Below are 25,975 nucleotides of genomic sequence, written 5' to 3' on the forward strand. Positions count from 1 at the left end.
TCTGTGATGAAAAGCCTGCAAGGGTTGCCCCGTCTTATCAGTGCTTCAGTCGGCGCGCCCGGTAAAGCCCGCAACTTGCCCTCCGATGTGCAGTGCATCCAATATTTATTCAATCTGATCATTCCCAAACTGGGCTTCCCACTGGCCGAAAACGGCAAGTGCGACGGTCAGTTGGTGCAGTGCATCAGCCAGTATCAGTTCCGTCATCTCAAATATGCGCACCCCGATGGTGTGATCGACCCGACCGGTAAAACCTTCAACAGCCTGATCGAAGAGGCGGTGAAGGTACCGGTGAAGGCCTTTCCGAGCATGCGTATTCCAAGCTTTCTAAATGCATTCGGTAACAACCAAGGTGACGCGGTGCAAGCCACCGTCAACGTGTACCTGGACCGTATGCGGGCAATGATCGAGGCTGAGCGGCGCAATCGCCAATTGATGCTCCAGGCCACGTGCGATGGCGGCATGACGCTCACCGATACGGATTTTCAGAATGCCGCCAAGCAGTTGGGCAACGGCATTTCGGTGAATGTCATCAGGGCCTTCGCCACGGTGGAGTCCGGTGGTCGCTCGGGTTTCGGGCCGGCCAAGTTACCGATCATTGCGTTTGAAGGGCACCAATTTCGCAAGTACACCAAGCATATCTACGACCAGGCGCATCCGCTGCTTTCGTACATCTATGTGAGAAAGGCCGGGCCGCAGTGGCAGGTCAATAACAAGGATCAGGTCAAGGCCTGGGAAACCATGGCCACTGCATTCGCCCTGGACCAGGAAGCGGCGTTGATGTCGGCGTCGTGGGGCATGTTTCAGACCATGGGGTTCAACTACGCCTCATGCGGTTACAAAACGGTGTTTGAGTTTGCCGCGGCATTAAAAGTGAATGTCGGTAACCAACTGAAGGCGTTCCTCGCGTTTTGCGCTAACAGCCCGGCGTTGATGACGGCCATGAAAGCCAAGGATTTCACTTCGATGGCCCGTAACTATAACGGCAAGGACTACGGCAACTATGACGTCCTGATGAAAGAAGCCTACGAGAAACTTGAAGGAAAAAAATAAGATGATCCGTTTTCTAGCAGTGGGTGTGTTGTCGTTGTGCGCCGTTGTCCCCGCATTTGCCGGTTCGCCTGCGTTGCATTCCGGAAAATACGAAGGGCTGATGCTGGCGGTGACGCCTGAGCATCAGGTGGAAGGCTATTACGCGGAAGAGATGGGCGAGGGCGTTACTCGCAGCTGCACGTTCTACCTGCAAGGCAAGCCCTCAGCGCTGACCACCTGGAACGACACTGCCTACCCCGGCAGCGTGGCACCCTCGTCCGATGGCGTGACCCTCACCGTGGCAGAAGGCCGTCAGCATCCGGGTTGCCTCAATGTGCTGATGCCGGAAATTGCCACCGGCCTGGACCTGACCCAGACCGCCAGCAAAAAATGGATCGGCTTGGTCAAGGTCTCAGCCGACAAGGCTTTCCTGCTGAAAAATCCAAGTGCCAAGGCGGCTAAACGTCCCTACATCGTCAAGAACGACGTGGTCGGTGTGCTGGCATTCAAGGATGGCTGGGCCCAGGTCGAGTTCATCAACGCAGATGATCGCTCGTTTACGGGGTGGATTAGCCAGGATCAATACGCGCGGTTGGCGGCCCCCAAAAGCTGATCTCGAAAACGGCAAAAATCTAAATGTGGGAGCGGGCTTGCTCGCGAATACGGAGTGTCAGTCGCTGGATGCAGTGACTGAGCCACCGCTTTCGCGAGCAAGCCCGCTCCCACATTTTGGATCTTCATCAGCCGAATATTTCGCGGAGTAACCCGGCAAACGCATCCCGTGCCAGATGCCGCTGGGTGTCCTTGTGCCAGAACAGCAGGTTGTCCACCGCCTGCAGTTCATCGAACCGGTACGATGCCAGCTGATTGGCCTGCTCATAGCGGGCCAGGATGCCTTCCGGCGCCAGCGCCACGCCAATCCCGGCACTCACGCAACCAATGATCGTGCCCCAACTGGCATAGCTGGCGATGGTCGGCTTGAAGGCATGGGGCTTGACCCAGTTCTCCAGCGCTGCCCGATAGGGGCAACCCGGTGGCCATACCAGCAAGGTGCGGCCGGCCAGGTCTTCGGCGCTGCGGATCGGTTCGCTGGAGGCGCTGGCGATCAGCACCAGGCGCTCGCTGTAGACCACGCTGTGTTCGAGCTTTGCGCGTTTGTTGCCGGCGGCCACCAGCGCCACATCCAGGCGATGGTGTTGCAGGTCATCGAGTAGCTCGCCCCAGGCGCCGGTCACCAGTTCCAGGCTGACATCCGGGTAGCGTCGGTGGTATTCCGCCAGCAGCGGCGGCAGACGGCCACTGGCGCTGGACTCCACTGCGCCGATGCGCAGCGTGCCACGGGGTATGGCGTTGGCGTCCACGGCGCGTTTGGATTCGTCCACCAAGGCCAGGATGCGTTCGCAGTATTCGAGGAAAATCTCCCCCGCCGCACTGATCGCCAACCCACGCCCGGCTCGGATGAACAGCGGCGTGCCCAACTCGCTTTCCAGCTGCTTGATCCGCGTAGTGATGTTGGACGGCACGCAATGCAAGTGCACGGCGGCCTGGGCCACGCTGCCGGTTTGCGCTACGGCTCGCACCATTTTCAGTTGGGCCAGTTCCATTGCTCAGTTCCAGTGATTTCAGAAGTCAGAAACGGTTAATTGTCCTGCGTCTTGTGCGGGCCAAGACTGACGGTATTCCTTCTCTGTTTTCGGATGCCTTCGATGAACACCCCGTCACCCCTGAAGCTTACGCTAGTCATCGCCAGCGTCATCCTCTGTTGGGCCTATTCGCCGATTGGCGTGCACATGGGGCTGCACAGCTACAGCCCTGGCCAGTTGGCGTTGCTGCGGTTCTTGATTGCCTCGATGTTCATGGCGGGTGTGGCACTGGTGATGGGCATTGGCCGGCCGCGCCTGCGGGATCTGCCGTGGCTGCTGGTGTTGAGTTTTTTCGGGGTGTTCCTGCATCACACCAGCCTCAATTACGGACAGCAATTCGTGACGGCAGCGGCGTCCAGCGTGCTGGCGCAATCGGCGCCACTGTTCAGTGTGTTAATCGCGTTCTTCTGCTTGAAGGAGCGGATCAGCCTCTGGCGTTGGAGCTGTGTGTTGCTCGGCCTGCTGGGTGTGCTGGTGGTGATCTGGGGCGATCACGGCCTGGGCGATATCGACCCGCGCGGTTTGTTGATCCTGTTGGCGGCGGTGTCGTGGAGCCTGTACTTCGCCATCCAGAAACACTATGCCCATCGCTATAGCCCGTTGACCATGGCGTGCTACATGGTGTGGGCGGGCACCTTGATGCTCTGCGTGAATCTACCGGGCCTGCCCGCTGCCATGATGCAGGCGCCATTGCCGGAAAACCTCGCGGTGCTGGTGCTGGGGATCTTCCCCAGTGCCCTGGCGTACTTGGCCTGGGGTTATGTGTTGAAACATGTCGAGGTCAGCCGTGCCTCGGTGGCGATGTACCTGATCCCGCCCGTGGCCATGACGATGGCGGCGACGCTGCTGGGTGAACATATCACCCTGCAAGTGGTGCTGGGCGGTGTGATTGTGTTGGCCAGCGTAGCTGCCATCAGTCTTGAGGGACGTTGGCTGCGGTCTCTCCGGTGTACAGCTGGATGATCTGGTCGATCTCGCCCGACATCTTCATCCGCAACAAGGTACGCAGGATCAACTGCACCGGCACGTTCGGGTCATTGCGTACGGTGCAGCCCAGGTTCTGTTCATCGATCACCGCCACCTTGTGCAGGCGTTTGCCCACCGGCATCCGCTGGTTGAAGCGGTCGAGTATCCATTCATTGATCACTGCGAACTTGAAACGCCCGGCCACCAGTTTTTGCAACACCTGCTCTTCGCTGCGCGCATCGTCGCGGCTGAGTTGGCCGCCGGCAAACAGCGGGTCGAGGGTGACGTAGCGGTAATTGAGCACGGTGCCGATGGCTTGCGGCGCGAGCTGGTCGATGTGTATGGGTTGCGGGGGAATGTGGGTGCTGACCAACAGGTTGCGCTGCACCATCAGCGGAATGCTCCAGGTGTAGTCGCCGGACTGGTCGTCGACCCAGGCCTGGGTGACATAACAGCGCACATCGATATCACCGTGTTCCATGGCGCTGGAGATGCGCGCCCGTGCCAGTACATGGAATTGCGCAGGGCGGCCGACCTGGGTGGCCAGGCTTAACATCACGTCATACAAAATGCCCTGGGTAGGCCGGCCATCTTCCAGTTGCACCATGGGCATCGCCCAACTGTCGGAAACCGAGAAGCGCAGCGGTGCGGGCGCTGCAAGGCTGGCCGTGGCAATCATCCATAAAACGCCCAGGACTGCGCGCATAAGCTCTCCGGGTTCAGGCCTTTTCGGGGCCAGTCACATGAGCTTAGTCAGATTAGGCAAGCGTGCCGGATGCAATTTCCCCCTTGCTCCGCTAGCATTACCGGCTTCTGTTTCCCAGTTGCGACGGTTTTCGATGAGTTATCAGGTTCTTGCACGTAAATGGCGTCCGCGCTCGTTCCGCGAAATGGTCGGCCAGACCCATGTGCTCAAGGCTCTGATCAATGCCTTGGACAGCCAGCGGCTGCACCACGCCTACCTGTTCACCGGTACGCGGGGAGTGGGCAAAACCACCATTGCGCGCATCATCGCCAAATGCCTGAACTGTGAAACCGGTATCACTTCAACGCCGTGCGGCACCTGTTCGGTGTGCAAGGAAATCGACGAAGGGCGTTTCGTCGACCTGATCGAGATCGACGCCGCGAGCCGCACCAAGGTCGAAGACACCCGCGAGCTGCTCGACAACGTGCAGTACGCGCCGAGCCGTGGCCGCTTCAAGGTCTACCTGATCGACGAAGTGCACATGCTCTCCAGCCATTCCTTCAACGCCTTGTTGAAAACCCTGGAAGAGCCGCCGCCCTACGTCAAATTCATCCTGGCTACCACCGACCCGCAGAAACTTCCTGCAACGATTCTGTCGCGGTGCTTGCAGTTCTCACTGAAAAACATGACCCCTGAGCGGGTGGTCGAGCATTTGACCCACGTGCTGGGCGTCGAGAACGTACCATTCGAAGACGACGCGCTGTGGCTGCTCGGCCGCGCTGCCGATGGCTCGATGCGTGATGCCATGAGCCTCACCGACCAGGCCATCGCCTTTGGTGAAGGCAAGGTCATGGCCGCCGATGTGCGCGCCATGCTTGGCACCCTCGACCACGGCCAGGTTTTCGACGTGCTGCACGCGCTGATCGAAGGCGACGCCAAGGCGTTGCTCGAAGCTGTGCGTCACCTGTCGGAGCAAGGCCCGGACTGGAACGGCGTGCTCTCGGAAATTCTCAATGTGCTGCACCGCGTTGCCATCGCCCAGGCGCTGCCTGAAGGTGTCGACAACGGCCATGGTGACCGCGACCGTGTGTTGGCCCTGGCCCAGGCGTTGCCGGCCGAAGATGTGCAGTTCTACTACCAGATGGGCCTGATTGGCCGCCGCGACCTGCCGCTGGCGCCCGACCCGCGTGGTGGCTTTGAAATGGTGCTGCTGCGGATGCTGGCGTTCCGGCCCGCCGATGCGGCCGATGCGCCGAGACAGCCGCTAAAGCCAGTGGGGATCAGCCAGGCCACAGTTGATTCCGCCAAACCAGTGGCTGGCGCGGCGGTGGTTGCGCCAGTGGTTGCTGCGCCTGCGCCGGTTGCTGCGGCGCCCGAGCCTGAGCCTGTGGTCGCTGCGCCGGTGATCGAGCCGGAACCCGTCGTCGAACCTGAGCCGGTCGTAGACCTGCCTTGGAATGACCCGGTAGACGCTGAAGTCGAAGCCGAGCAAGCGCCCGCCGTGGAGCCCGTGCTGGAAACCATCGGCGAGCAGCCCGAGCTGACCCCGATGCCCACGCCGACTCCGGACAGTGTGGTGCCGGACGCGCCCGAATGGGTGTCGGCGCCGGTTCCCGAGCCGACCGTGGCCCAAGTGGAAGCCGCCACGCCGGGCATCGACCTCGACGACGAACCGCCGCTGGACGAAGACTACATCGAGCCGGACATGGATTCGGCCTACAGCTACTTGGACGATCTGGCCAGCGAACACACCGCCGAGCCGGCCCCCGAGCCTGAGGCGGAACCCGCTGCCGCGCCGGCCACTGGCCTGGCCCTGCAATGGCTGGAATTGTTTCCGAAGCTGCCGATTTCCGGCATGACCGGTAGCATCGCCGCCAACTGCACGCTGATTTCCATCGATGGGGATCACTGGCTGCTGCACCTGGACCCGGCCCACAGCGCCCTGTTCAACGCGACCCAGCAACGCCGCCTGAATGACGCACTGAACCAGTACCATGAGCGCACGCTGACCATTACCATCGAGCTGATCAAGCCGGAGCAGGAAACCCCGGCCCAGGCCGCGACCCGCCGGCGTATCAACCGTCAGCGTGAGGCCGAGGACTCGATCCACGGTGATCCGCTCATCCAGCAAATGATGCAACAGTTCGGTGCGGTCGTCCGTCACGATACTATTGAACCTGTCGAAGCCCCGGTGCCCCAGGCGTCCTGACACCGGGCTACTAACTTGATCCACGTACTTTGAGGTGATTCCCATGATGAAAGGTGGCATGGCCGGCCTGATGAAGCAGGCGCAGCAGATGCAGGAAAAAATGGCCAAGATGCAGGAAGAACTGGCCAACGCCGAAGTCACCGGTAAAGCCGGTGGCGATATGGTCAGCGTGGTGATGACCGGTCGTCACGACATCAAGCGCGTGAGCATCGACCCAAGCGTGCTGCCAGGCGTCGGTGAAGATGACCTGGAAATGCTCGAAGCCTTGTTCGCTGCCGCCGTCAACGACGCCGTGCGCAAGATCGAAGCCAACAGCCAGGAAAAAATGGGCGGTGTGACCGCTGGCATGCAATTGCCACCGGGCATGAAGCTGCCGTTCTGATCCGGCAGCTTTAGCTAGACTCCAATGCCAGGCCTTGTGCCTGGCATTTTTGTTTGTGCCGAATCTGATCGAACCCTGGCACGGCACGCATGGTCTGCACCCTATACCGATGGATTCGATAAAGGAGCCCTTTCATGCCTCAAGAACCAACCCTGAACCAGCGCATTGTCTTGGTCTCACGCCCCCAAGGCGCACCGACCCCGGAAAATTTCCGCCTGGAGCGCGTGAATCTACCGGAGTTGGCAGACGGCCAAGTCCTGCTGAAGACGTTGTACCTGTCTCTGGACCCTTACATGCGTGGACGTATGAGCGACGCACCGTCCTACGCCGCTCCGGTGGAAATCGATGAAGTGATGACCGGTGGCGCTGTCAGCCGTATCGAGCAATCGCGCAATCCGAAATTCGAAGTGGGTGACCTGGTAGTCGGTTCCACCGGCTGGCAGAGCCATAGTATTTCCGATGGCCGGAACCTGATGCCGGTGCCCAAGGGCCTGGCCAGCCCGTCCATGGCCCTGGGTGTGCTGGGCATGCCGGGCATGACCGCCTACATGGGCCTGATGGATATTGGCCAGCCCAAAACCGGGGAAACCCTGGTCGTCGCCGCAGCGTCCGGCGCAGTGGGCTCGGTGGTGGGTCAGGTGGCCAAGCTCAAGGGCTTGCGCGTGGTCGGGATCGCAGGGGGCGCGGACAAGTGCCGCTACGTGGTGGAGGAGTTGGGCTTCGATGCCTGCGTCGACCACAAAAGTGCACACTTCGCCGACGAATTGGCCCACGCCTGCTTCAAGGGCGTCGACATCTATTTCGAGAACGTCGGCGGCAAGGTATTCGACGCCGTGGTGCCCTTGCTCAATCCCAAGGCCCGGATTCCGCTGTGCGGGTTGATCGCCGGCTACAACGCCCATGAAGCACCCAGCGGACCCGACCGGTTGCCGGCCCTGCAGCGCACGCTGCTGACCAAGCGCGTGCGGATCCAGGGCTTTATCGTGTTCGATGACTACGGTGATCGCCAGCCCGAATTCCAAAGCGCCATGGCGCCGTGGGTGCGCGACGGCAAGATCAAGTTCCGCGAGGATGTGGTCGAGGGCCTGGAGCGGGCGCCCGAGGCCTTTATCGGTCTGTTGGAAGGGCGCAACTTCGGCAAGTTGGTCGTGCGCATTTGACGCTTATCCGGGGCGCGGGTATAAACCGCGTCTCGTTGTTTTGTCGGACCCTTCGCCCATGAGCTTCAGCCCCCTGATTCGCCAACTGATCGACGCGCTGCGCATTTTGCCGGGTGTCGGCCAGAAAACCGCCCAGCGTATGGCGCTGCAACTGCTGGAGCGTGATCGCAGCGGCGGCGCCCGGTTGGCCCAGGCCTTGAGCCAGGCCATGACCGGTGTCGGTCACTGTCGCCAGTGTCGCACCCTCACTGAAGAAGAACTCTGCCCGCAATGCGCCGACCCACGCCGCGACGACACGCTGCTGTGCGTGGTAGAAGGGCCGATGGATGTGTACGCGGTGGAGCAGACCGGCTATCGCGGCCGTTACTTCGTACTCAAGGGCCACCTGTCGCCCCTGGACGGCCTGGGCCCGGAAGCCATCGGCATTCCGCAACTGGTGGCGCGCATTCAAGAGCAGGGCACCTTTACCGAAGTGATCCTGGCTACCAACCCGACGGTGGAGGGCGAAGCGACTGCGCATTACATCGCCCAACTGTTGAGCAATAAAGGCCTGATTACCTCGCGCATCGCCCACGGCGTGCCGTTGGGTGGCGAGTTGGAGTTGGTGGATGGTGGGACCTTGGCGCACTCGTTCGCCGGTCGCAAACCGATCGCCCTTTAAGGTTCACCACAGGAAAAAATGTGGGAGCTGGCTTGCCTGCGATAGCATCACCACGGTGTAACTGATACACCTCGGTGCCTGCATCGCAGGCAAGCCAGCTCCCACATTGGTTTTGTGCTGTCAGTGGAATTTTCGTACAGCTTGATAACCAAGCAAGCGCTTGGTAAGTTCGCTCCACCTCACCGTGGAGCTTGCCGATGTCTGCCTATCAGGACTACTTCGACCCCAGCCACCAATTGGTTCGCGACAGCGTGCGCCGTTTCGTCGAGCGCGAGATGTTGCCGGGCATCGAACAGTGGGAGGAGGCGGAAAGCTTTCCCCGCGAGCTGTACCTCAAGGCCGGCGCGGCGGGGATTCTTGGCATCGGTTACCCCGAAGCTCTCGGTGGCAGTCATGAAGGTGATCTGTTCGCCAAGGTGGCTGCCAGCGAAGAATTGATGCGTTGCGGCTCTGGCGGCGTCGTCGCGGGGTTGGGTTCATTGGATATTGGCTTGCCGCCTATCGTCAAATGGGCCCGGCCCGAGGTGCGCGAGCGCGTGGCGCCGCAGGTCCTGTCCGGTGAAAAGATCATCGCCCTGGCGGTCACCGAGCCGGGCGGCGGTTCGGATGTGGCCAGCCTGCAAACCCGTGCCGTTCGCGAGGGCGACCATTACCGCGTCAGCGGCAGCAAGACCTTCATCACCAGCGGCAGCCGCGCCGATTTCTACACCGTGGCCGTGCGCACGGGTGGACCGGGCTTTGGCGGCATCAGCCTGCTGCTGATCGAAAAAGACACCCCCGGTTTTACCGTTGGCCAGCCTCTGAAGAAAATGGGCTGGTGGGCGTCGGACACCGCTGAATTGTTCCTCGACGATTGCCGCGTGCCCGTCGGCAACCTGATCGGCGCTGAAAACATGGGCTTTGCCTGCATCATGGGCAACTTCCAGAGCGAGCGCCTGGCCCTGGCGCTCATGGCCAACATGACCGCGCAGTTGGCCCTAGAGGAAAGCCTCAAATGGGCCGCCGAGCGCGAAGCCTTCGGCAAACCCATCGGCAAATTCCAGGTGATCAAGCATCGCCTGGCAGAGATGGCCACCGCCGTGGAAGTCTCCCGCGAATTCACCTACCGGCAGGCAGCAAAGATGGCCGCCGGTATCAGCGTGATCAAGGAAATCTCCATGGCCAAGAACCTCGCCACCGACACCGCCGACCGCGTCACCTACGACGCGGTGCAGATTCTCGGTGGACAGGGCTATATGCGCGGCAGCCTGGTGGAACGGCTGTATCGGGATAACCGCATCCTGTCGATTGGCGGGGGGACGCGGGAGGTGATGAACGAGATCATCAGCAAGCAGATGGGTTTGTGATCGTTGCTGGTCTTTCGGGCCTCATCGCTGGCAAGCCAGCTCCCACTTTTGATTGGGGTCACACAGTCATATCTGTGAATGCGATCAAATGTAGGAGCCGGGCTTGCCCGCGATGAGGCCCGCCCAGGCAACTGTTACTGTTCGGTCAGCGCAAATTGCGTCAAACAAAACGTCGGAATCCCCATGTCTTCCAGACGCTGCGACCCACCCAGTTCCGGCAGATCAATAATCGCCGCCGCTTCAAAGATCTTCGCGCCCATGCGCCGCACCAGGTTTGCCGCTGCAATCAGGGTGCCGCCGGTGGCGATCAAGTCATCGAACATCAATACCGAATCGCCCTCGCACAGGCTGTCGGCATGCACTTCGAGGAACGCTTCGCCGTACTCGGTCTGGTAACCCTCGGCCAGCACGTCAGCCGGCAGCTTGCCTTGCTTGCGGAACAGGATCAGCGGCTTGTTCAGTTGGTAGGCGATGATCGAACCGATCAGGAAACCCCGCGCATCCATCGCGCCGATATGCGTGAACTCGGCCTCGACATACCGATGGGCAAAGCTGTCCGCCACCAGGCGCAGGGCGCGGGGCGATTGGAACAATGGCGTGATGTCACGGAAGATCACCCCAGGCTTGGGGAAGTCGATGACGGGGCGGATCAGGGATTTGATGTCGAACGAATCGAAGGTCATCGTCGAAGAGTCCTGGGGCTGGAAACGGACTCGAAGTATACCTGCGGCCTTGCCGGTTGGCGCGGCCGCAAGTGTCTGCATCAACCTTCTAGCGAGCCACCGGCCAGCGCACACAACTGGATCGGGTCGAGGATATGCACTTCTTTACCTTCGGCGGCGATCAGTTTGTTTTGCTGGAAGCGGGTAAACACGCGGGACACGGTTTCCACCGCGAGGCCCAGGTAGTTGCCGATTTCATTGCGCGACATGCTCAGGCGGAACTGGTTGGCCGAGAAACCACGGGCACGGAACCGCGCCGACAGGTTGACCAGGAAGGTCGCGATGCGCTCGTCGGCGGTTTTCTTCGACAGCAGCAGCATCATTTGCTGGTCGTCACGGATCTCGCGGCTCATCACACGCATCAACTGACGGCGCAGTTGCGGCAACTGCAGGGCCAGTTCGTCCAGGCGTTCGAAGGGGATTTCGCAAACGGACGTAGTCTCCAGCGCCTGGGCCGACACTGGGTGAATCTCGGTGTCCATGCCCGACAAGCCCACCAGTTCACTGGGCAGGTGGAAACCGGTGATCTGCTCTTCGCCACTGTCGCTCAGGCTGAACGTCTTCAACGCACCCGAACGTACTGCATAAACGGAATCGAACTTGTCGCCCTGGCGAAACAGGAACTCGCCTTTTTTCAGCGGGCGGCCACGTTTAACGATGTCGTCCAGCGCATCCATGTCTTCCAAATTCAACGAAAGTGGCAAGCAGAGGGGCGCCAGGCTGCAATCCTTGCAATGAGCCTGGCTGTGAGCGCGCAGTTTAACTGGCTCGGACATTTCTTAAATCCTTGTGGGAAAACACACATAAGACGTAAGGGTAACGCACTGGGGGGCGGTGAGGCCAGCTTGTACAAAAAACCGGCAGCGGTATAAAGGTTTTTGTATCGAGGTCGATACAGCAGGCATACCTATTGAGTCGGAGCTTGGATCATGTCTGTTATAGCTGCCTACAACCCTGCCATCCGCATTCCGACGGTGCCGGATGCAAAGCCAGCGGCTGAGGCCCAGGAAAAAGTGTCTGAGGTAGAAACGACCAGCGCACCCAAAGTGGTGGAAGGTGTGACGGTGACTATTTCCGCCGATGCATTCAAGGCCGCCGGTGCAGCCAAGAACTCCAATGCGGATATCGATGAAAGTGGCCTGGACGACAACGTCAAACAGGTGCTGAAAATGATCCGCCAGTTGAAACAACAGATCGCCGAAAAACAGGCTGAGCTGGCGGCCCTTGCAGCGGCCACTAATCTTTCCCCTGAAGAGGCCCGCGCAAAGGCCAGCGCTTTGCAGAGCGAGATCAGTTCTCTGCAGGCGGGCCTGATGTCGGCCCAGACTTCACTCGCTAAGTCGATGAAAGGGATGAGTGCCGAGGATTCGATGAAGACTGCCTCGCTGTCGATGTAATCAAATCACCCGGGAAAATCGCTGCCTGTTCTGGTGCTCCAGATAGGCATCGAACACCATGCACACCGAACGCACCAGCAGTCGCCCGGCTGGCAACACGCGAATGCCTTGGGCGTCGAGTTCGATCAGGCCATCCTCGGCCATCGCCGTCAGTTGCGGCCAGATGTCGTCGAAATACCCGCGAAAGTCGATGTTGAAGGCCTGCTCGATCGTCTCGAATGCCAGGCTGAAATTGCAGATCAACTGCTGGATTACTTCCCGCCGCAACCGATCGTCCGTGGTGCAGACCAGGCCGCGACTGGTAGCCAGTTGCGCGCCGGCCAGGGTGTTCTGATAGCCGTTGAGGTCGCTGCTGTTCTGGCAGTACAGGTCACCGATCTGGCTGATCGCCGACACCCCGAGCCCGATCAAGTCGCAGTGGCCGTGGGTGGTGTAGCCCTGGAAGTTGCGTTGCAGGGTGCCTTCTTCCTGGGCAATGGCCAACTCGTCGTCGGGCAGGGCGAAATGGTCCATGCCGATGTAGCGGTAGCCGGCCTGGGTCAGTTGCTCGATGGTGGTTTGCAGCATCAAGAGCTTTGACGCAGGGGAGGGCAGTTCGTCGGTGCTGATACGCCGCTGGGGCATGAAACGCTCCGGCAGATGCGCGTAATTGAACACCGACAGACGGTCGGGTTGCAGCCTGATGACTTCTTCCACGGTGCGCGCAAAATTGATCGGTGTTTGCTTGGGCAAGCCGTAGATCAGGTCGATATTGATCGAGCGAAATTGCAGGGTGCGCGCCGCATCGATGACCGCACGGGTTTCCTCCAGGCTCTGCAGGCGATTCACTGCCCGTTGTACCTCGGGGTCAAGGTCTTGCAGGCCGATGCTCACGCGGTTGAAGCCAAGTTCACGCAGCAGGCCCATGGTCGCCCAGTCCGCTTCACGGGGGTCGATCTCGATGCCGTAGTCGCCGGAATCGTCATCCAGCAAATTGAAGTGCTGGCGCAGGCAGCCCATGACCTGGCGCAGTTCATCGTGGCTAAGAAAGGTCGGGGTGCCGCCGCCGAAGTGCAGTTGCTCAACCCGCTGTTTCGGATCGAGGTGGCAGGCCACCAGTTGGATCTCTTGCTCCAGGCGTTGCAGGTAGGCCTGGGCGCGGCCACGGTCCTTGGTGATGACCTTGTTGCAAGCGCAGTAGTAGCAGATGTTCGCGCAGAATGGCACATGCACATACAGCGACAACGGTCGCACGGCTTTGCGGCTGTCGCGCAGGGCGTGGAGCAGGTCGAAAGTGCCGACCTGGCTGTCGAATTGTACGGCGGTGGGGTAGGACGTGTAACGCGGTCCCGCCAGGTCGTAGCGGTGAATCAGATTGGTGTCCCAACGAATGGCGTCGAGCATGCGGGCGTTCCCCCGGATAGGCTAGTGGGCCGAGTCTAGGGGCGGGGCGGGGATGGCATCTTGATTTGCATCAACGGGGAGCGGCGCTATGCCACATGGCGCCGAGCGCCCTGCCTCGCAAGTACTGATCGTTTTTGACGGCGTCTGTTGCCGTCATGCTGCGTTGCCGCTCCTCCCCACGTACTTACGAGGCAGGGCGCTAGTGGCCCATTAGCCAGTGCTGGTGCGGGCCGGGCAACGTCCAGATACCGAAGAGTATGACCAGCACGCCACCGGTCATCCGCACGCTGCGTTTGCGCAATAATGCCGTGACCCGTTCGGCGGCCAGGCCGGTAGCCAACAGCACCGGCCAAGTGCCCAGCCCGAATGCCAGCATCAGCAACCCGCTGTCCAGCGCATTGCCCTGGCTCGCCGCCCACAGCAACGTGCTGTAGACCAACCCGCACGGCAACCAGCCCCACAGCGCGCCCAGCAGCAAGGCGCGCGGTACGCTGGACACCGGCAGCAAACGGTTGGCGACTGGCTGTATGTAGCGCCACAGGCCGCGTCCGAGGCTTTCGATACGGGTCAGGCCGCTCCACCAGCCGGCCAGGTACAGGCCCATGCTGATCAATAGCAACCCGGCCAGTACGCGCATGAACGTCGCCGCCGGGCTGTTCGCCACTGCCCAACCGGCCAGGCCGATCAACACCCCGGCAGCGGTATAGCTGAAGATGCGCCCAAGGTTGTAGGCCAGCAGCAGTTTAAACCGGCGACCACGCTGCTCCTTGGGGATGGCCAGGGTCAGCGCGCCCATCAGGCCGCCGCACATGCCCAGGCAATGGCCGCCGCCGAGCAGGCCGAGGATCAGCGCGGAGACCAGCAGTGGCGCCAGTTCAAGCATGGGGCGGGTCTTTGGGCGGTTGTTCGGGGTGGTTGGCCTCTTCGATACCGGCCAGGTGGTTCGGGTCCTGGTCGTCGAACAGCACGCTATGGGCCGGGCCGTCGAGGTCGTCGTACTGACCGCTGTCCACCGCCCAGAAGAAGATGTAGATAGCCACGCCCACTAACAGCAGCGCCGCCGGAATCATCACGTATAAAGCTGGCATCTGCACTCCATGGCCGTGCGGCTCACACCGGCAGCGGGCGGGTTACTGAGGGGGCTCGGACCGCTGGCGCGCTCGGCAGGCGAGTCAGGCGCAGGGCATTGAGCACCACGGTCAACGAACTGAGGGACATGCCCACTGCGGCCCAGATCGGGGTGATCCAACCCAGGGCGGCGAACGGCAGCATAAGGCCATTGTACAGCCCGGCCCACAGCAGGTTTTCAATGATCACTCGGCGGGTGCGCCGCGCCAGGGTAAAGGCTTGTACGAGGGCGTCCAGGCGGTTGGACAGCAAGACCGCGTCGGCGTTGGTCTTGGCCAGGTCGGTGGCCGTGCCCATGGCCACGCTGATATCGGCGGCGGCGAGGACTGGCACATCGTTGACCCCGTCGCCGAGCATCAATACCTTGCGGCCTTCCTTGTGCAGTTGTTGCAGTACGTGCAGCTTGTCATCGGGGCGCAAGCCGCCGTGGGCCTCGTCGATCCCCAGTTCGGCGGCGACGCTGGCGACCATCGGCGAACTGTCGCCGGACAGCAACAGCGTGCGCCAGCCACGTGCCTTGCACGCGGCGAGCAGGGCCGGCGCGTCACTGCGCAGACGGTCATCGAGGACGAACCAGGCCAGGGCGCCTTCACGGTCGCCGAGCAGCAGCCATTGGCCCGAAACCTCAGGCGCGGCTGGGATCGGGCAACCACTGAGTTCACAGACAAAACCCGGTTGGCCAATGCGCAATACGCGCTCGCCGACACGCCCTTCAAGGCCCAGCCCTGGCGAACTGATCACTTCATCGGCGGCCAGTGGCGCACGGCCAAAGGCGCGGGCAATCGGGTGTTCGGAGCGGTTTTCCAGGGCAGCGGCGAGGCTCAGGCACAGGTCGGTGCTCAAGCTGCCCAGGGGGCGGATGGCTCTTAATGCCAGGCGTCCTTCGGTGAGGGTGCCGGTCTTGTCGAAGATCACTGTATCGATCTGGTTCAGCCCTTCCAGCACATGCCCGCGGGTCAACAGCAGGCCCAGTTTGTGCAAGGTGCCGGTGGCGGCGGTGAGGGCGGTGGGTGTGGCGAGGGACAGCGCGCAGGGGCAGGTCGCCACCAGCATCGCCAGCACAATCCAGAACGCCCGCGACGAATCCAGTTCCCACCACAGCAGGCCGATCAACACTGCGGCGATCAACGAGCACAACAGGAACCACTGCGCGGCACGGTCGGCGATCTGCGCCAGGCGCGGTTTCTCGGCCTGGGCCCGCTCCAGCAGGCGCACGATGGCGGACAAGCGCGTGTCGTGGCCCAAGGCGCGCACTTCGACGGTCAGCGCGCCTTCGACATTGAGGGTGCCTGCGGTGACCGCGTCGCCGGTCTGGCGGGGCTGCGGCAGGTACTCGCCGGTGAGCAGGGATTCATCGATGCTCGATTGCCCATTAAGGATCACGCCATCTGCTGGCAGCACAGCGCCTGGATGCACCAGGACGCGATCGCCCAGTGCCAGTTCCGGGAGCAGGATGCGTTCACTCTGGCCATCGGCCTTGAGCCGCAGGCACGAGGCGGGCAACAGGTTCACCAACTGTGCGGTGGCGGCGGCCGTGCGCTCGCGGGCGCGGCGCTCAAGGTAGCGACCGGCCAACAGGAACAGCGCAAACATGCCCACCGCATCGAAATACAGCTCGCCCACGCCGGTGATCGCGGTCCAGATCCCCGCCAGATAGGCGCCACCGATAGCCAATGACACCGAAACGTCCATGGTCAGGTGACGCGTGCGTACGTCGCGCATAGCGCCCTTGAAAAACGGTGCGCAGCTGTAGAACACGATGGGCGTTGTCAGAAACATTGCCACCCAGCGCAGGATCACGTGCAGCTCCGGGCTCAGATCGATATTGAATTCCGGCCAGGTGGCCATGGTTGCCATCATCGCCTGGAACCACAGCAGCCCGGCCACGCCCAGTTGGCGCAGGGCCAGACGGTTTTCGCTGGCCAGTTGCTCGGCGGCGCGGTCCGGCTGATAGGGATGGGCGGCGTAACCGATGTGGCGCAACTCGCTGAGCAGTTGGCTCAGCGGCAGTTGGCCGTCGGCCCAACGCACTTGCAGTCGATGGTTGGACAGGTTCAGCCGCGCCTCGGCCACGGCGGGCAGGCTGCGCAGGTGTTTTTCGATCAGCCAGCCGCAGGCCGCGCAGCTGATGCCTTCCATCAACAGGGTGGCTTCGGCGAGTTCGCCTTCGTGGCGCACAAAGGGTTTTTGCACGTCGGCGCGGTCGTACAGCGCCAGCTCATCCACCAGTTGCACCGGCAATGCCTCGGGGTTGGCCGAGGCTTCGCTACGGTGCTGGTAGTAGCTTTCCAGGCCGCCGGCCACAATGGCTTCGGCCACCGCCTGGCAGCCTGGGCAACAGAGCTCGCGGCGTTCGCCGAGGATCACTTCGGTGAAGCGGCTGCCCGGCGGAACAGGCAGGGCGCAGTGGTAGCAGGGGATTGGGCTGGTCATGGGTATGAATCTTAGTCGGCTGGGAAGGCCTCATCGCCGGCAATCCGGCTCCTACAGGTCTAACGCGGTCCCTTGTAGGAGCTGGCTTGCCGGCGATGCGCGAAGCGCAGGTGTTTATTTTTTCAGGTCTTCGGCACCCTGCAACGGTTCATCGCCCAGCAGCAAGTCCTTTTCGTGGCTGACCTGTTCTTCTTCGAACATGCGCCAGGTACGGTCGCCTTCCACACCCAGCAACTCGACGAAGCGACGGCCTTCGACCTTGTCGGTGACCTGGCCGATGTAGCGACCGGGTTCGCTGTCGCTGCGGGCAAGGTTGATCTTGCGATCCTTCTCCGGCTGTGTCGGGGAAATCAGGTTCAATTCCAGGGTGGTCGGGTTGCTGTTGCCGGTGAGGTTCACTTCGACTTCACCGGTCAGTTCATCCAGGTGCACCTTGGCGCGCAGTTGCAGGGTCTGGGCCAGCAGTTCGCGGTCCAGGGAGCGGTTGATGCCTTTGCCGGCCTCATAGTAGTTGTCGTTGACCAGGTTATCCGGGTTGTTCACCGCGATGGTCACCATGGACAGGGTCAACGTCACCGAACAGGCCAGGATCCCAATGATGATCCAGGGCCAGAGGTGCTTGTACCAGGGGCTTGCGGCAGTGGCTACGGACATTGTTCTGCTCTCTTCTAACGAACTTGTGGGCCGATGAATCGGCTCTTGGCTTCAATATGGACGCTGGCGTCATCGGCATCGGTGAGGATGAATTTCACCTCGTTGGTACTCGACGGCAACTGTTCTGGCGCACTCGAGAGCTCGACCGGCATGCTGACGATATCACCAGCAGCGACCTTGATTTCGCGGCGACCTTGCAGCTTGAGGTCTGGCAATCCGGAGGCATCGAGCACATAAGTGTGGTCGCGCTGGTCCTTGTTCATGATCTTCAGGCTGTAGACGTTTTCGATGCGGCCTTCGGCGTTTTCGCGGTACAGCACACGGTCCTTGCTCACGTCGAAGCCCACCAGCGAACGCATGAAGAACGCTGCCACCAACAGGCTGATCATCGCCAGCAGCACCAGTGCATAACCAATCAGGCGCGGGCGCAGCTTGTGGGTTTTCTGCCCCGACAGGTTGTGCTCGGTGGTGTAGCTGATCAGGCCGCGTGGGTACTCCATCTTGTCCATGATGTTGTCGCAGGCGTCGATACACGCTGCACAGCCGATGCACTCGATCTGCAGGCCGTCGCGGATGTCGATACCGGTCGGGCACACCTGCACGCACATCGTGCAGTCGATGCAGTCCCCCAGGCCCTGGGCCTTGTAATCGATGCCTTTTTTGCGCGGGCCACGCAACTCGCCACGGCGCGGATCGTAGGAAACGATCAGGGTGTCCTTGTCGAACATCACGCTCTGGAAGCGTGCGTACGGGCACATGTAGATACACACCTGTTCGCGCAGCCAGCCGGCGTTGCCGTAGGTGGCGAGGGTGAAGAAACCGACCCAGAAATACGACCAGCCATCGGCTTGGCCGGTGAAGAAGTCGAACACCAGTTCGCGGATCGGCGAGAAGTAGCCGACAAAGGTCATGCCGGTGACAAAACCGATCAGCAGCCACAGGGTGTGCTTGCTGAACTTGCGCAGGAACTTGTTGGCGCCCATCGGCGCTTTGTCGAGTTTGATGCGCTGGTTGCGGTCGCCTTCGGTGACCTTTTCGCACCACATGAAGATCCACGTCCACACGCTTTGCGGGCAGGTATAACCGCACCACACACGTCCGGCATACACGGTGATAAAGAACAGGCCAAATGCCGCGACGATAAGAATGCCCGAGAGCAGGATGAAATCCTGGGGCCAGAAGGTCGCGCCGAAAATAAAGAACTTACGCTCCGGCAGGTTCCACCATACGGCCTGGTGGCCACCCCAGTTCAGCCATACCGTGCCGAAGTAGAGCAGGAACAGTCCGGCACCGCCGAGCATGCGCAAATTGCGGAACAGGCCGGTGAAGGCGCGGGTGTAGATTTTCTCTCGCGAGGCGTAGAGGTCGACAGTTTTGGCAGGCGGGGTAACGTCATGTACCGGTATTTGGTTGCTCATCATTGCATCCCACGGCGGTGGAGATTTGCCTCGGCCAGTACGTGCCAACCGGGGTCAAATTAGGGGTGTTGCAGTGGCCTAATGATACGCCCCCGATGGTGTGCAAAGGGTGCGACCTTTGGTCGCGTTGGGGGAAATCAATTGATGGTGTACGTGATCTGGATCAATTGACTTGGGAAGTATGGACGGTTTTTGCTGACCCTGACCTCAAAAGTGGTGGAGGCCCTCTGAATGTGGGAGGGGGCAAGCCCCCTCCCACATTGGTATTGCAGCGGCTTTTATTGCTCTTCAGCCTTCTTATCCCCATGGGACAAGCTGTACACATACGCCGCCAGCAAATGCACCTTGTCATTGCCTTGCAGTTGTTGCTGCGCTGGCATCTGGCCCTGACGGCCCCAACGGATGGTCTGTTGCAGTTGCGCGAAGCTCGAACCGTAGATGAACGCACCTGGGTGGGTCAGGTCAGGCGCACCCATGGCAGGGGTGCCTTTGCCGGCCGGGCCGTGGCAGGCCACGCAGTTGGCGGCGAAGAGTTTCTCGCCGTTGGCCACATCGGCTTTCACGCCTTCGGGCAGCTTGCGGCCGTCAAGGTTGGTGACCACGAACGCGGCGACATCGCTGATGCCTTGTTCCTTGAGGATATCCAGCCAGGCCGGCATCACCGCATGGCGGCCCTTCATGATGGTTTCCTTGATGGTGGCTGGCTCGCCACCCCAGCGCCAGTCGGCGTCGGTCAGGTTGGGGAAGCCATAGGCGCCTTTGGCGTCGGAACCGTGGCACACCGAGCAGTTGGAGGCGAACAGGCGGCCGCCCATCTTCAAGGCTTGCGGGTCCTTGGCCACTTCCTCAATCGGCATCGACGCGAATTTGGCGAAGATCGGGCCGAACTTGGCATCCGACTTGGCCATTTCCTTTTCCCATTCGTGTACGCCTGTCCAGCCGGTCTGGCCGTTGGCGAAGGGGGTTTGTTTGTCGGTGTCGAGGTAGTTGTAGCCCGGCAGCAGGCCCTTCCAGTTACCCAGGCCGGGGTACAGCGCCAGGTAGCCGAGGGCGAAGATGATGGTGCCGACGAACAGCATGAACCACCATTTCGGCAATGGGTTGTCGTACTCCTCGATGCCGTCGAACGAGTGGCCGACGGTCTCGTCGGTTTGCTCGGCGCGCTGGCCCTTGCGGGTCGACAGCAGCAGCCAGGTCAGGGCGAAGATGGTACCCAGACTGAGGACTGTGACGTACAGACTCCAGAACGTAGTCATTCTTTGTTACTCCTAGAAGCTTGCTCGACGTGCTTGATGGCTTCGGGATCATCCGCAAAGGGCAGCAAGGTCGCGTCTTCAAACTCCGACTTGCGCTTGGGGCTGAACACCCACAACGCCAGGCCGATAAAGGCCACCATCACTACAACGGTGCCCAGGCCACGAATCATCCCGATATCCATGAAGAATCACCGTTTGCTTTTGATGATGGTGCCCAGGCCTTGCAGGTAGGCCACCAATGCGTCCATTTCGGTCTTGCCCTTCACGGCTGCGGCTGCACCGGCGATGTCTTCGTCGGTGTAGGGCACGCCCAGGGTGCGCAAGACTTCCATCTTCTTCGCGGTGTCCTTGCCGTCGAGCTTGTTTTCCACGAGGAACGGATACGCTGGCATTTTCGACTCAGGCACCACGTTGCGCGGGTTGTACAAGTGCGCACGCTGCCAGTCATCGGAGTAACGACCGCCAACACGGGCCAGGTCCGGGCCGGTACGCTTGGAACCCCACAGGAACGGGTGGTCCCACACGCTTTCACCCGCGACCGAGTAGTGGCCGTAGCGTTCGGTTTCGGCGCGGAACGGACGGATCATCTGCGAGTGGCAGCCGACACAACCGTTGGCGATGTAGACGTCGCGGCCTTCCAGTTCAAGCGCGGTGCGCGGCTTCATGCCCTCGACCGGCTTGTTGGTCACGTCCTGGAAGAACAGCGGAACGATCTGGGTCAGGCCGCCGATACTCACGGCGATGACCATGAAGAAGGCCAGCAGGCCGATATTCTTCTCGACTACTTCATGCTTCATCAGTGGGCTCCCACAACGGCGATCTTGGCGGCGGCTTCGGCTTCGGCAGGGTCCGAGGCACGCACGGTGCGCCAGACGTTGTAGGCCATGAACAGCATGCCGGCGGCAAAGAACGCACCGCCCAGGGCGCGGACGATATAGCCCGGGTGGCTGGCTTGCAGCGCTTCGACGAAGGAGTAGGTGAGGGTGCCGTCATCGTTGATCGCACGCCACATCAGGCCCTGGGTGATGCCGTTGACCCACATCGAGGCGATGTAGAGCACGGTGCCGATGGTGGCCAGCCAGAAGTGGGTGTTGATCAGCGCGACGCTGTGCATCTGCACGCGGCCGAACAGTCGGGGGATCATGTGGTAGATCGCACCGATGGAAATCATCGCCACCCAGCCGAGAGCGCCGGCGTGTACGTGGCCGATGGTCCAGTCGGTGTAGTGGGACAGCGAGTTGACGGTCTTGATCGCCATCATTGGCCCTTCGAAGGTCGACATGCCGTAGAACGCCAGCGATACCACCAAAAAGCGCAGGATCGGGTCGGTGCGCAATTTATGCCAGGCGCCCGACAGGGTCATCATGCCGTTGATCATGCCGCCCCAGCTCGGGGCCAACAGGATGATCGACATCGCCATGCCCAGCGACTGCGCCCAATCCGGCAGCGCGGTGTAGTGCAAGTGGTGCGGACCGGCCCAGATGTACAGGGTGATCAGTGCCCAGAAGTGCACGATGGACAAACGGTACGAGTAAATAGGACGTTCGGCCTGTTTCGGCACGAAGTAGTACATCATCCCCAGGAAACCGGTGGTCAGGAAGAAACCCACGGCGTTGTGGCCGTACCACCATTGGATCATCGCATCCGTGGCCCCGGCGTAGGCCGAGTAGGACTTGAACAGGTTCACCGGCAACGATGCGTGGTTGACGATGTGCAGCATCGCCGTCACCAGGATGAACGCGCCGTAGAACCAGTTGCCCACGTAGATGTGCTTGGTCTTGCGCTTGACGATGGTGCCGAAGAACACCACGGCATAGGTCACCCATACGATGGCGAGCAAAATGGCGATCGGCCATTCCAGCTCGGCGTATTCCTTGGTGGTGGTGTACCCCAGCGGCAGGGTGACGATGGCGCTCGCGATGACCGCTTGCCATCCCCAGAAGGTGAAGGCCGCGAGGCTGTCGGAGATCAGTCGCGTCTGGCAGGTTCGCTGCACGACATAGTAGGAGGTGGCAAACAATGCACATCCACCGAAGGCGAAGATCACCAGGTTGGTGTGCAGCGGGCGCAGGCGGCCAAAGGTCGTCCATGGCAAACCGAAATTCAATTCCGGCCAAACCAGTTGCGAGGCGATGAACACCCCGAGCCCCATGCCAAGGATCCCCCAGACCACCGTCATGATGGCGAACTGGCGGACTACCTTATAGTTATAAGCAGTCGGACTGATTGCTGTGCTCATTCTAAGGTTCCACGGTTTAGGTTTTTTTATAGGTAAAATCGGCCGCAAGTATGTAGAAAGCGAGGGGCCATTGCAACGCAATGGCTGACCTGTATCAATGCGTTCCACGCCAGATTCTGCGCCCTTTCCATGTTTCGCGTAGGGACAAAATCAGAATTCGAAAGCTGATCGAGTGGACAGGAAAATTCTGGGGTCGCAACGAATGTCGTTGCGTACGCCAGGATCGGTCCGCTGTGGGAACAAGCGTAGACCCGAAAGTGAGGGGGGGAAAGGTGTGCTTTGGAAGGGTGCGACACTTGGTCGCGCAGTATCAACCCACTGTCGGAACGAGCTTGCTCGCGAAGAATTCAAGAGCGCCGCGTTCATTCTGGGTAAACGGGGTGTCCTCAGGTTTTTCGCGAGCAAGCTCCACCGACAGCTCATCGCGGGACACGATTCGTCCTTTCTCTCCACATACTTTGCAATAAACTCTCATAGCCCCACCCCATAAGCCCTGACTGAACGGAATTTCATCACTCCCGCATGTCTTATTCATTCGTGGGTTGCGGCGTTAGATACATAGCATTATCTTCCCTCCGTCGCTGCTCATCAGCGAACGGGCGTGGAATCCCGTGGGGAAAGACGTTACAGCGTCGCCAAACAATAAACAGATGCTATCTCAGATCTGTTTATTGTGCGTTTTGGCGGCTGTACGTGGGAGACATTCGTGTCTGCCGAGTAAATTCCCCTCGGATTCCAACCTGCGTACAGCTGCCACCTTTACGCGTGGAATCGTAAATGGCAGTTCTTTTTGTTCATACAAAGGGAATTAAGCTATACCGTACGAAATATCCGTAATTGCTTTCACAATTGTTCGTAACGATTGCCAACCTCTGAAATCGGGAGGTGAGCAATGAGCATCCCACCCTCAGCAAAACCATTGGCGTTCAAACCTTCGCAGACTGCGGAGAAAACAAAAGCCATCTGAAACTGTTCCGTGTAAACGCCGGGGTCCCACTGCGTGAAGCGCTCGAACACGCAGCGCAGGTCCTCGACTGCGCCACCACCCTCTCGCTTGAAGTTGCCATGGACCCCAGAAACGCGAGGCTCGCATTTGCCGCGCACTATCTGTGTGAAATGGGCAAAGCAGTTCTGGATGACCTGCACCTGGCTATCCAGCCGGGCGGCCCTCACCCGCAGTAACTGAAGTTGACCGGCGCCTGATACGAACTATCAGGCACCGGCCAAAACTCAATTCCCGTCTTTGCGTCTTTCACTATCAAAGCCACTCTATTTCAAATCGTTTCTAATCTAACGAATTTAATGGTAACTACCCGCTAATCACCTCGCACGGAGCCTCCGACATAAAACGTAATAACCCCGCATTTTAGCCATGGCTAACGACGATTACTCTTCCGTATCCCTTTCGCGAGGGAAATAAATATCTCGGCTCAACCCAATCAGGAAGATAATCAATGCGTCTAATTCACTGGAATAAACGTGAACGCGAAGGGATAAGTTTAAGCCAAATAGAATCCCCATTTTTTGCTGTTTCTACTGTAAGAAATGCCTTTCAGAATTCGGCATCTTCACTGATGTATGGACTACAGCTCCACTCCAACGGGAAGGTCTGGAGCCAAAAAGAAATTCTAAGCGCGCTCGAAAACTGCGATCTTTTTTTGGTGACCAACGACCCGTTCAGCCCATTGAGCAATGACACCTTAGGAAGGTATTCATTCTTCACCGGCAAAGGCAGGACCGGCAGTATTCAAAGGCCCCAAGCAAGCGAACCGTCCCCCGTTTCAACACGCCGGCCAAAAGTTAGACCCCATCCGCAAGAGCCCGGCTTCTACATCGTGCCAAAAAGCACGACCGTCGATGAATTGAAAACCACGTTATTTCCCGCCCCAAGTGCCGAGGTGCTTGAGAAGTTTCAATCGCTGAACCCCAATCTCGGCGAAGTGAAAGCGGGCTCAATGATCGTATTGGCCGACCCAAACAGTCCTCGATGCACCCGAGAAGACTCCATCTTGATGGAAGCCGCTGCACAGACCAATGACGCCCTTGAGCCCCTTAGCACGGATGAGGCTGACTTCATGCAGCGCCATCGCGAAGAAATCCAAGGCTTCCTCGCCCTAGGTTCCACTTCAATTGGGGCAGGCGAAGCCATGTTCGCCAGAAATATGGTCAGCCTCAAAAATGTCCTTCAGGAAATCGAAACATTGCATCAAAGAACATTCCTCAAGGATGGGCACCTTCGATCCCCTGAGTTTTTCAGTGAACGCAAACGCCTGCTCGCCCAGCTCGATACCCAACTGACGTCCCTTGTACGCAAAGGCATCGGCTTGCCCGATCATCCAAACCTGAAGTCCGCTTTAGGCATCTCAAGTCGAAGCCTTGTTCATCGATGGACACAGGCCGGCGCACCTGGGCAGATACCTGGATACGCCACCCACATTCAAAAGCTGGCCAAGGCAGCGACGGTGATCAAGTACGGGGGCTGGGTCGGGACGTCTATTGGTGGGGGCGCGTCTTACATGAAGGTCCAAAACGTGTGTTCGGCAGGCGACGACGAGGCCTGCCAGAAGGTCAAATTTACGGAAACGGGTAGTTTTACCGGTACGATCGGGGGCGGCGCCGTTGCGGGGGCGGCGCTATCAACGGCTGTCGTTGGCGGTTTGTGTGTTGGGCTGGGCGTGCCTACGATGGGCGCTGCTACTCTGGCGTGCGGCCTGATTGTAGTGGGCGCAGGCTCTGTCGCAGGAGGCGCCCTTGGCGGCGCATTTGGCGAGTGGGTAGGCGAGAAGATCTACGAGGCTGTTAAATGACACTAAGCACCGGCGACACAGTTCTTTTGACTATAGCGCTAGCCGACTTCGCTGGGATTTTCCTTTGGATTGGCGTCTGCCTGCACTTGGCATACACCAAAGCGGAAGTGATGCTGGAACACCTCAAAAATAGTCCTGCAATTACATTTTGGGCCCCCATGCGACACGGTGGCCCCTGGGGCAAACTGCTCTTGATAGGTGGCATTTCCGGGCTGATCACGTTTCCGGGCTACCAGCTCAAAAAAGGGAATTTAAGCGCCAAAGACTTTGCAGGGTTTCCTGCAGATCTCAAACGCAAGTTGGTTTTTTTGCAGTGGTGCATGATTGGGCTTTTGGTGGTGATGGTGAGCTTCGGCATCGCCGTTAAGCTCGGCGTGATTTAAATCTGCAACCCTCAAGCGCCATGACTTTCTTCTGTGCAAAATTAAGTCTGGGACGGTCCACATTTTCCCGA

General features: G+C 60.1%; 26 protein-coding genes. 12 read left to right on the forward strand and 14 right to left on the reverse strand.

All coding sequences use genetic code 11. The features are described from left to right. The first annotated feature begins 6 nt into the window (after positions 1–6). The gene (locus WH299_RS01680) at positions 7–1,053 is read left to right on the forward strand and encodes an N-acetylmuramidase family protein (protein ID WP_028617487.1); all 1,047 of its coding nucleotides are present in this window, start codon (positions 7–9) and stop codon (positions 1,051–1,053) included. A 1-nt stretch (position 1,054) separates the two neighbouring features. Continuing rightward, entirely contained in the window at positions 1,055–1,645 is a 591-nt protein-coding gene (locus WH299_RS01685) for a hypothetical protein (RefSeq protein WP_339549451.1), read from the forward strand. 127 nt (positions 1,646–1,772) lie between these two features. Here the strand turns inward: WH299_RS01685 and WH299_RS01690 are convergent, their stop codons facing one another. Then, positions 1,773–2,636, reverse strand: a complete 864-nt coding sequence (locus tag WH299_RS01690; RefSeq protein WP_028617485.1) for a LysR family transcriptional regulator — start codon at positions 2,634–2,636, stop codon at positions 1,773–1,775. A 102-nt stretch (positions 2,637–2,738) separates the two neighbouring features. Here WH299_RS01690 and WH299_RS01695 point away from each other — a divergent pair, with 102 nt between their 5' ends. Continuing rightward, positions 2,739–3,638 (forward strand): DMT family transporter, encoded by a 900-nt coding sequence (locus WH299_RS01695; protein WP_122726581.1) that lies wholly within the window; start codon positions 2,739–2,741, stop codon positions 3,636–3,638. Here WH299_RS01695 and WH299_RS01700 read toward each other — a convergent pair. Next, positions 3,589–4,347, reverse strand: a complete 759-nt coding sequence (locus WH299_RS01700; RefSeq protein ID WP_323624099.1) for a substrate-binding periplasmic protein — start codon at positions 4,345–4,347, stop codon at positions 3,589–3,591. The two genes, WH299_RS01695 and WH299_RS01700, sit on opposite strands and share 50 nt — an antisense overlap. A gap of 133 nt (positions 4,348–4,480) precedes the next feature. Here WH299_RS01700 and dnaX point away from each other — a divergent pair, with 133 nt between their 5' ends. From dnaX to WH299_RS01725, 5 genes are all read left to right on the forward strand, one after another. Next, a complete protein-coding gene (gene dnaX, locus WH299_RS01705; RefSeq protein ID WP_126570585.1) occupies positions 4,481–6,535 on the forward strand; it encodes a DNA polymerase III subunit gamma/tau in 2,055 nt (684 codons plus the stop codon). 43 nt (positions 6,536–6,578) lie between these two features. Beyond that, positions 6,579–6,917 carry a YbaB/EbfC family nucleoid-associated protein gene (locus WH299_RS01710; protein ID WP_003175481.1) on the forward strand — a complete coding sequence of 113 codons (339 nt, stop codon included), beginning with the start codon at positions 6,579–6,581 and terminating at the stop codon, positions 6,915–6,917. Between the two features lie 134 nt (positions 6,918–7,051). After that, a complete protein-coding gene (locus WH299_RS01715; RefSeq protein WP_122815034.1) occupies positions 7,052–8,077 on the forward strand; it encodes an NADP-dependent oxidoreductase in 1,026 nt (341 codons plus the stop codon). 58 nt (positions 8,078–8,135) lie between these two features. Beyond that, entirely contained in the window at positions 8,136–8,738 is a 603-nt protein-coding gene (gene recR / locus WH299_RS01720) for a recombination mediator RecR (protein WP_339549457.1), read from the forward strand. A 197-nt stretch (positions 8,739–8,935) separates the two neighbouring features. After that, a complete protein-coding gene (locus WH299_RS01725; protein WP_122726591.1) occupies positions 8,936–10,084 on the forward strand; it encodes an acyl-CoA dehydrogenase family protein in 1,149 nt (382 codons plus the stop codon). A gap of 134 nt (positions 10,085–10,218) precedes the next feature. On the opposite strand, the gene WH299_RS01730 is transcribed toward WH299_RS01725, so the two are convergent. Together WH299_RS01730 and fnr are read right to left on the reverse strand one after the other, a co-directional pair. Then, positions 10,219–10,767: an adenine phosphoribosyltransferase gene (locus WH299_RS01730; protein ID WP_028617477.1), complete on the reverse strand. Its 549-nt coding sequence runs from the start codon at positions 10,765–10,767 to the stop codon at positions 10,219–10,221. Positions 10,768–10,847: 80 nt separating this feature from the next. Continuing rightward, a complete protein-coding gene (gene fnr, locus WH299_RS01735) occupies positions 10,848–11,582 on the reverse strand; it encodes a fumarate/nitrate reduction transcriptional regulator Fnr (RefSeq protein ID WP_122726593.1) in 735 nt (244 codons plus the stop codon). A gap of 153 nt (positions 11,583–11,735) precedes the next feature. On the opposite strand from fnr, the gene WH299_RS01740 reads away from it, so the two are divergent. Next, on the forward strand, positions 11,736–12,203 hold the full coding sequence (locus WH299_RS01740) for a hypothetical protein (protein WP_339549460.1): 468 nt from the start codon (positions 11,736–11,738) through the stop codon (positions 12,201–12,203). On the opposite strand, the gene hemN is transcribed toward WH299_RS01740, so the two are convergent. The 10 genes from hemN to ccoN form a co-directional block, all read right to left on the reverse strand. Further along, a complete protein-coding gene (hemN, locus tag WH299_RS01745) occupies positions 12,204–13,586 on the reverse strand; it encodes an oxygen-independent coproporphyrinogen III oxidase (RefSeq protein ID WP_028617475.1) in 1,383 nt (460 codons plus the stop codon). 199 nt (positions 13,587–13,785) lie between these two features. Then, complete coding sequence (locus WH299_RS01750; RefSeq protein ID WP_323624097.1) at positions 13,786–14,469, reverse strand: sulfite exporter TauE/SafE family protein; 684 nt, start codon at positions 14,467–14,469, stop codon at positions 13,786–13,788. Further along, positions 14,462–14,674 (reverse strand): cbb3-type cytochrome oxidase assembly protein CcoS, encoded by a 213-nt coding sequence (gene ccoS, locus WH299_RS01755; RefSeq protein WP_033900568.1) that lies wholly within the window; start codon positions 14,672–14,674, stop codon positions 14,462–14,464. The genes WH299_RS01750 and ccoS overlap by 8 nt, the downstream gene beginning before the upstream one ends. A 22-nt stretch (positions 14,675–14,696) precedes the next feature. Beyond that, a complete protein-coding gene (locus WH299_RS01760; protein WP_339549462.1) occupies positions 14,697–17,147 on the reverse strand; it encodes a heavy metal translocating P-type ATPase in 2,451 nt (816 codons plus the stop codon). Positions 17,148–17,261: 114 nt separating this feature from the next. Beyond that, entirely contained in the window at positions 17,262–17,801 is a 540-nt protein-coding gene (locus tag WH299_RS01765) for a FixH family protein (RefSeq protein ID WP_339549464.1), read from the reverse strand. A gap of 14 nt (positions 17,802–17,815) precedes the next feature. Next, positions 17,816–19,219: a cytochrome c oxidase accessory protein CcoG gene (gene ccoG, locus WH299_RS01770; protein ID WP_122687281.1), complete on the reverse strand. Its 1,404-nt coding sequence runs from the start codon at positions 19,217–19,219 to the stop codon at positions 17,816–17,818. 278 nt (positions 19,220–19,497) lie between these two features. After that, complete coding sequence (gene ccoP / locus WH299_RS01775; protein WP_339549466.1) at positions 19,498–20,475, reverse strand: cytochrome-c oxidase, cbb3-type subunit III; 978 nt, start codon at positions 20,473–20,475, stop codon at positions 19,498–19,500. After that, the gene (locus tag WH299_RS01780; protein ID WP_003175465.1) at positions 20,472–20,657 is read right to left on the reverse strand and encodes a CcoQ/FixQ family Cbb3-type cytochrome c oxidase assembly chaperone; all 186 of its coding nucleotides are present in this window, start codon (positions 20,655–20,657) and stop codon (positions 20,472–20,474) included. Before WH299_RS01780 ends, ccoP begins: the two co-directional genes overlap by 4 nt. Before the next feature lie 6 nt (positions 20,658–20,663). Beyond that, positions 20,664–21,272 carry a cytochrome-c oxidase, cbb3-type subunit II gene (gene ccoO, locus WH299_RS01785; protein WP_003193167.1) on the reverse strand — a complete coding sequence of 203 codons (609 nt, stop codon included), beginning with the start codon at positions 21,270–21,272 and terminating at the stop codon, positions 20,664–20,666. Then, on the reverse strand, positions 21,272–22,714 hold the full coding sequence (gene ccoN, locus WH299_RS01790; RefSeq protein WP_339549468.1) for a cytochrome-c oxidase, cbb3-type subunit I: 1,443 nt from the start codon (positions 22,712–22,714) through the stop codon (positions 21,272–21,274). The genes ccoO and ccoN overlap by 1 nt, the downstream gene beginning before the upstream one ends. 885 nt (positions 22,715–23,599) lie before the next feature. On the opposite strand from ccoN, the gene WH299_RS01795 reads away from it, so the two are divergent. The 3 genes from WH299_RS01795 to WH299_RS01805 all read left to right on the forward strand — a co-directional run bounded on the left by WH299_RS01795 (position 23,600) and on the right by WH299_RS01805 (position 25,904). Further along, a complete protein-coding gene (locus WH299_RS01795; RefSeq protein ID WP_339549469.1) occupies positions 23,600–23,896 on the forward strand; it encodes a DUF3077 domain-containing protein in 297 nt (98 codons plus the stop codon). A gap of 272 nt (positions 23,897–24,168) precedes the next feature. After that, positions 24,169–25,521 carry a hypothetical protein gene (locus WH299_RS01800; RefSeq protein WP_339549470.1) on the forward strand — a complete coding sequence of 451 codons (1,353 nt, stop codon included), beginning with the start codon at positions 24,169–24,171 and terminating at the stop codon, positions 25,519–25,521. Then, positions 25,518–25,904, forward strand: a complete 387-nt coding sequence (locus tag WH299_RS01805) for a hypothetical protein (protein WP_339549471.1) — start codon at positions 25,518–25,520, stop codon at positions 25,902–25,904. Before WH299_RS01800 ends, WH299_RS01805 begins: the two co-directional genes overlap by 4 nt. The last annotated feature ends 71 nt before the right edge of the window (positions 25,905–25,975 follow it).

The organism is Pseudomonas sp. MYb541 (genome assembly GCF_037479595.1).
In the GTDB taxonomy this organism is placed as follows: domain Bacteria; phylum Pseudomonadota; class Gammaproteobacteria; order Pseudomonadales; family Pseudomonadaceae; genus Aquipseudomonas; species Aquipseudomonas canadensis.

Excerpts from the sequence above, each read along its gene's own strand:
- WH299_RS01760 (WP_339549462.1), bottom strand. The coding sequence starts at position 17,147 with ATGACCAGCCCAATCCCCTGCTACCACTGCGCCCTGCCTGTTCCGCCG.
- ccoO (WP_003193167.1), bottom strand. The coding sequence starts at position 21,272 with ATGAAGCATGAAGTAGTCGAGAAGAATATCGGCCTGCTGGCCTTCTTC.
- WH299_RS01685 (WP_339549451.1), top strand. The coding sequence starts at position 1,055 with ATGATCCGTTTTCTAGCAGTGGGTGTGTTGTCGTTGTGCGCCGTTGTC.
- WH299_RS01740 (WP_339549460.1), top strand. The coding sequence starts at position 11,736 with ATGTCTGTTATAGCTGCCTACAACCCTGCCATCCGCATTCCGACGGTG.
- WH299_RS01690 (WP_028617485.1), bottom strand. The coding sequence starts at position 2,636 with ATGGAACTGGCCCAACTGAAAATGGTGCGAGCCGTAGCGCAAACCGGC.
- ccoS (WP_033900568.1), bottom strand. The coding sequence starts at position 14,674 with ATGCCAGCTTTATACGTGATGATTCCGGCGGCGCTGCTGTTAGTGGGC.
- WH299_RS01710 (WP_003175481.1), top strand. The coding sequence starts at position 6,579 with ATGATGAAAGGTGGCATGGCCGGCCTGATGAAGCAGGCGCAGCAGATG.
- dnaX (WP_126570585.1), top strand. The coding sequence starts at position 4,481 with ATGAGTTATCAGGTTCTTGCACGTAAATGGCGTCCGCGCTCGTTCCGC.
- fnr (WP_122726593.1), bottom strand. The coding sequence starts at position 11,582 with ATGTCCGAGCCAGTTAAACTGCGCGCTCACAGCCAGGCTCATTGCAAG.
- WH299_RS01700 (WP_323624099.1), bottom strand. The coding sequence starts at position 4,347 with ATGCGCGCAGTCCTGGGCGTTTTATGGATGATTGCCACGGCCAGCCTT.
- WH299_RS01765 (WP_339549464.1), bottom strand. The coding sequence starts at position 17,801 with ATGTCCGTAGCCACTGCCGCAAGCCCCTGGTACAAGCACCTCTGGCCC.
- WH299_RS01680 (WP_028617487.1), top strand. The coding sequence starts at position 7 with ATGAAAAGCCTGCAAGGGTTGCCCCGTCTTATCAGTGCTTCAGTCGGC.
- hemN (WP_028617475.1), bottom strand. The coding sequence starts at position 13,586 with ATGCTCGACGCCATTCGTTGGGACACCAATCTGATTCACCGCTACGAC.
- ccoN (WP_339549468.1), bottom strand. The coding sequence starts at position 22,714 with ATGAGCACAGCAATCAGTCCGACTGCTTATAACTATAAGGTAGTCCGC.
- WH299_RS01805 (WP_339549471.1), top strand. The coding sequence starts at position 25,518 with ATGACACTAAGCACCGGCGACACAGTTCTTTTGACTATAGCGCTAGCC.
- ccoG (WP_122687281.1), bottom strand. The coding sequence starts at position 19,219 with ATGAGCAACCAAATACCGGTACATGACGTTACCCCGCCTGCCAAAACT.
- WH299_RS01800 (WP_339549470.1), top strand. The coding sequence starts at position 24,169 with ATGCGTCTAATTCACTGGAATAAACGTGAACGCGAAGGGATAAGTTTA.
- WH299_RS01780 (WP_003175465.1), bottom strand. The coding sequence starts at position 20,657 with ATGGATATCGGGATGATTCGTGGCCTGGGCACCGTTGTAGTGATGGTG.
- WH299_RS01725 (WP_122726591.1), top strand. The coding sequence starts at position 8,936 with ATGTCTGCCTATCAGGACTACTTCGACCCCAGCCACCAATTGGTTCGC.
- WH299_RS01695 (WP_122726581.1), top strand. The coding sequence starts at position 2,739 with ATGAACACCCCGTCACCCCTGAAGCTTACGCTAGTCATCGCCAGCGTC.
- WH299_RS01715 (WP_122815034.1), top strand. The coding sequence starts at position 7,052 with ATGCCTCAAGAACCAACCCTGAACCAGCGCATTGTCTTGGTCTCACGC.
- recR (WP_339549457.1), top strand. The coding sequence starts at position 8,136 with ATGAGCTTCAGCCCCCTGATTCGCCAACTGATCGACGCGCTGCGCATT.
- WH299_RS01750 (WP_323624097.1), bottom strand. The coding sequence starts at position 14,469 with ATGCTTGAACTGGCGCCACTGCTGGTCTCCGCGCTGATCCTCGGCCTG.
- ccoP (WP_339549466.1), bottom strand. The coding sequence starts at position 20,475 with ATGACTACGTTCTGGAGTCTGTACGTCACAGTCCTCAGTCTGGGTACC.
- WH299_RS01730 (WP_028617477.1), bottom strand. The coding sequence starts at position 10,767 with ATGACCTTCGATTCGTTCGACATCAAATCCCTGATCCGCCCCGTCATC.